The following is a 3831-nucleotide window of genomic DNA, read 5'->3' on the forward strand; positions in this document are numbered from 1 at the left end:
ACACTGACAACCACTTTTCCGGTATCAAATATCTTTAATAACGGGTTGGGCGAGAAAATTAAACCTTCAGGCGCAGTTACTGCCGATGAAGATACAGGCAAAGCATCCGTCAGGAGCCATGCCCCTGCCGTGAATGTTGAAATACGTATAAAATCTCTTCTTTTCACCTCTTGTAAATTTTAAGGGCTTACAGCACCTTTGCTAATCCATTCGTTAAATGCTCTTACAAATTCGCGGTGCGACAAAGGTGGCTTGGCCAAACCCTGTGCCGGGTACCAACCTGCCAGCACCAATGTGTCTTTAGTAATATGATCAATCAACGCCTTGATTGATTTTCTGCCGTTTCTTTTTTTATCCAATAATTGCCCGGCCAACTGATGGGCAGACCTGCCTTGGAAAACCATTGGCATGTTGGCAGGTGGCAAACTCCATTTTGGGTTTCCCGGCGGCATGTGCAAACCCGGAAGGTTGTGCGATTGGTGACAATTGGCACATTTTAAAGCATATATGCCTTTACCATCAGGGCCGCGTTTAACGCCTTGTAAATGCAAATGGCTGTTCTCGCCCTGCAAAGGGATATCCCCGGCAGGGTGGCAATTCATACACCTTGGACTCATTAAAACGGCATAAACTTTAAGAAACGCTTTTTTTGATGCAATGCTGTCCTTTTGTGTAAAAGGCGGCTTTTTGCCTATAATTGATGAACTTTCGGACCGGAAAGAAAAAACAACAACCATGCTTAACAAGGCAGCAATGCTTAATATAACAGAAACCCCTTTTTTAGGGTAGTAAAAATTGGTTTGTAAAATACGCTTATGATGCATTGCTAACTGATGATTTTTGAATATTGGCAGCGGTATGTATGGCTTGGCGTACCCTCAGATAAGTACCGCAGCGACAAATATTTCCGGATAGTGCGTCGTCAATATCACTATCGGTAGGGTTGGGTTTTTCCTGAAGCAAAACCGCTGCCGACATGATTTGGCCGGACTGGCAATAACCACATTGCGGCACGTTCACTTCGGCCCAGGCTTGTTGCAAAGGATGATCCCCGTTTTCAGATAAGCCTTCAATAGTTACGATTTTTTTTCCGATTGCACGGGAAACCGGTGTTACGCACGAACGTACCGCTTCGCCATCCAAATGTATGGTACAGGCACCGCATTGCGCCATCCCGCAGCCGAATTTAGTACCGGTTAAACCAACAATGTCCCGAAGAAACCACAGCAATGGCATATCCGGTGAAACATCTGCTTTATACTTCTTCTTATTTATAGTTAAATCCTGACTATTGCTAATCATAAAAGATAGGTAATATAAGTTAAATAAATTGGAAATCAAATGTAATAAAGTATTACCGCAACCCGTGCAACCAGTACAATAAAAGTACAATAGATACAAAAATATGTATGATAGTACAAGTATTAGTTAGTTGATACGCATACTTTGGCCGAACCAATTGCAAGGCTTGTTTAAATTTTTGTTCGACCTGTTTCTGATGCTTTTTTTATCGCTCAAAATTACGGTTAAAATTTTCATGCTTCTTTTACCGGTATAAAAACCGAATTGTAAATTGTTGCCCTAAAAGAAGCATGGCGGTCAATAATAAATTTGTTGGACGTTCGGGTTTAAATTTAAATAGGTTTTAATAACTTGTATTTTCTTAACTAAAAAACAAATATGGTAAATTCATTTAAAGCCGCATCCGGCAATTCCCGTCATTTTTATTTTGTATTGGCTAACCTATTATTGCTTTTGTTAGGCATTGATGTTAAAAGTTTTGCACAACAGGTTGCAAATAAACCGGCATCCCCACAGGTATTGCCTGGAAAAGGTGCCAAACAATTTGATTTTTTTTATGCCGGCGAAGCAAAAGCACGCAACATGTACATTGTGCGCAATGGCAAAATCACATGGTCATATATTGATACAGTTGGCAAAGGGGAAATCAGCGATGCCGTTTTAATGACAAACGGGAACATTCTTTTTGCCCATCAGTTTGGTGTTACTTTAATCAACCCGGATAAAAAAGTGCTTTGGAATTATGATGCACCTGCTGGTTATGAAACGCACACGGCGCAACCTATTGGAAAAAACCATGTCGTTTTTATTCAAAATGGCAATCCCGCCAAACTGTTTGTTGTAAATATCAAAACCAATAAAACAGAAAAAGAATTTGTGTTGCCGACTAAAAACCCGACATCTACTCACGGACAATTTCGGCATGCCAGACTAACCAAATCGGGTACAATCCTGGTGGCCCATATGGACATGGGCAAGGTATGCGAATATGATATTAACGGCAAAGAGCTTTTATCTATTGATGTCCCGGGCGTTTGGTCGGCCGAACCGTTGGACAATGGAAATATCCTTGTGGCCGGCAATAAAAAACTAGTTCAGGAAATTAACCGAAAAGGGGAGATTGTGTGGGAATGCACAACCGCCGATATCCCTGAATACCAATTTTCGTCCCCGCAAATAGCCCTTCGCCTGGACAATGGCAATATCCTAGTGAATAATTGGTACAACCAGTGGGGGCCTACCACAAACCAAAGCACCCTGCCTGTACAGGCCATAGAAATTACGCCCGGCAAAAAAGTGGTATGGGCCTTGCGTGAATGGACTGCTCCTTTAAACCTCGGGCCATCAACAACCATTCAGTTACTGGGCAAGCGTGGGGCTATTTCAGAAAATGTGCATTTTGGCGATATTAAATAATAGGGTTTAAGTTTTGGCTAAAACACAAGAGCCTGCAATCAAATGATTGCAGGCTCTTGTGTTTGTGTGTTAGTTTTATTATCAAAACTGGCGGAGAGCTAGGGATTCGAACCCCAGGAACCTTTCACAGTTCAACAGTTTTCAAGACTGCCGCAATCGACCACTCTGCCAGCTCTCCGGGGTCAAAAGTACAAATCCCGGCGCAATTGCCAAATCTGAATGTTAAATTTTTATAATGCTGTTTTTATCGGCATAAATTAATCAGAATCAATTCTTTACCATCAACACAAAAAGTAATACCAATTTTTAAGGCATAAAAAAAGCATGTAAACGTTTTGCCTACATGCTTCTTTTATCCCTATCAATTCAATTACTTTACCGAAAGTTCTACACTTCGCTGGATAAAATTAGTCAAATCGGCACCGCTTAACATCCCTTGTGAAAGTAGGGCGAGGTCATAAGCTTGTTTGGCCAAATCTTTCTTTACGTTTTCATCCGGCGCGCTTAATATTTTCTGGATCAGCGGATGGTTTGCGTTAACCGCAACGTTCAGCATTTCGGGCATGTTACCCATAAACGATATGCCGCCACCGCCCATCGCCTGCATATCTTTCATACGGCGCATAAATTCGGGCTGCGTTACGCTTACCGGCAATTCTTCGGGCGACATTGGTTCTAAAACAATCTTGCGGTCTTTGTTGTTGATAGCGCTTTCAAAAATTTCCTGTACAGCTTTTTCGTTTTCCGGGCTTAACAGGCTTTCGGTTTTGGTATCTTTTTCAATCAGTTTATCGGCCGTGTCCGCATCTACCCTTTTCAGCGTAAACTTCTCCACTTTACTTTCCAGCATTTGGATAAAATGGCTGTCTATCGGATGCGAAAACTCCAGCACATCATAACCTTTTCTTTTTGCAGATTGAATGTACGTATCTTGTTTAGCCACGTCGGTTGCATACAAAGCAATCAGGTTTTCTGATTTGTCCTGCTGGTTTACCTGGATGTGTTCTTTGTATTGATCTAAAGTAAAATACTTACCGTCGGTGTTTTTATACAAACAAAAATCTTTCGCTTTATCGTAAAACTTATCATTGCTGATCATGCCGTACTTTACAA

The 3831-nt window shown here is 41.5% G+C and carries 3 protein-coding genes, 1 tRNA gene and 1 pseudogene; 1 reads left to right on the plus strand and 4 read right to left on the minus strand.

The annotated features are described in order from the left end of the window. Window positions 1-179 precede the first annotated feature (179 nt). Window positions 180-602 carry a hypothetical protein gene (locus tag Q0192_RS10875; RefSeq protein WP_299289510.1) on the minus strand — a complete coding sequence of 141 codons (423 nt, stop codon included), beginning with the start codon at window positions 600-602 and terminating at the stop codon, window positions 180-182. Window positions 603-813: 211 nt separating this feature from the next. Next, on the minus strand, window positions 814-1302 hold the full coding sequence (locus Q0192_RS10880) for a (2Fe-2S)-binding protein (protein ID WP_299289511.1): 489 nt from the start codon (window positions 1300-1302) through the stop codon (window positions 814-816). Between the two features lie 378 nt (window positions 1303-1680). On the opposite strand from Q0192_RS10880, the gene Q0192_RS10885 reads away from it, so the two are divergent. Next, entirely contained in the window at window positions 1681-2718 is a 1038-nt protein-coding gene (locus Q0192_RS10885) for a hypothetical protein (protein WP_299289512.1), read from the plus strand. 88 nt (window positions 2719-2806) lie between these two features. Here Q0192_RS10885 and Q0192_RS10890 read toward each other — a convergent pair. After that, window positions 2807-2896: transfer RNA gene (locus Q0192_RS10890), tRNA-Ser, on the minus strand. 192 nt (window positions 2897-3088) lie between these two features. Further along, window positions 3089-3831: pseudogene (locus tag Q0192_RS10895) on the minus strand (molecular chaperone HtpG); the annotation flags it as partial.

This window comes from uncultured Mucilaginibacter sp., assembly GCF_937859865.1.
Taxonomy (GTDB): domain Bacteria; phylum Bacteroidota; class Bacteroidia; order Sphingobacteriales; family Sphingobacteriaceae; genus Mucilaginibacter_A.

Bases quoted from the DNA above. Each gene is read 5' to 3' on its own strand.
- Q0192_RS10875 (WP_299289510.1), bottom strand. From the start codon at position 602: ATGAATTGCCACCCTGCCGGGGATATCCCTTTGCAGGGCGAGAACAGC.
- Q0192_RS10880 (WP_299289511.1), bottom strand. From the start codon at position 1,302: ATGATTAGCAATAGTCAGGATTTAACTATAAATAAGAAGAAGTATAAA.
- Q0192_RS10885 (WP_299289512.1), top strand. From the start codon at position 1,681: ATGGTAAATTCATTTAAAGCCGCATCCGGCAATTCCCGTCATTTTTAT.